This is a genomic window from Isoptericola sp. BMS4, from assembly GCF_011634835.1.
GTDB lineage: Bacteria > Actinomycetota > Actinomycetes > Actinomycetales > Cellulomonadaceae > Isoptericola.
On sequence record NZ_SIRP01000008.1, the window covers coordinates 1 to 421 of the forward strand.

A 421-nucleotide genomic window follows, 5' to 3' on the forward strand; every position below is an offset into this window, starting at 1 on the left:
CCCGACCATCCTGGGCGCGCGCGAACGCGACCTGGTGGTGGACCCATGACCGGCTCCGCAAGGCCTACCGGCTCCTCGAACGCCTGACCCGCCAACAGGTCCTGTTCACCTACCTGCGCGCCGACTTCGAAGGCCTGGCCATCAACTCGACGACAAACCGGATCGAGGGCGGCCGCAACGCCGGGATCAAGGACCTCCTGCGCCGCCACCGCGGCATGACCGATACCCACCGACGTCGCGCCGTGGAGTGGTACTGCTACCTGAACTCGACCAAGCCCGCACCGCCGTCGTCCCTGATCCGGCCCGAGCACTACAAACCCGCGCCGACCGCCGTCGTCATCACTGACAACGACCCGATCCCCGGCGGCTACGGCACGACTGCTACAGCGGACGAAGGACTGTGGGCCCGAAAGGGCTGGGG

At 68.4% G+C, this 421-nt stretch carries 1 pseudogene; it reads left to right on the top strand.

The window, feature by feature from the left end:
* Positions 1-421: pseudogene (locus EYB28_RS19620) on the top strand (IS256 family transposase); the annotation flags it as partial.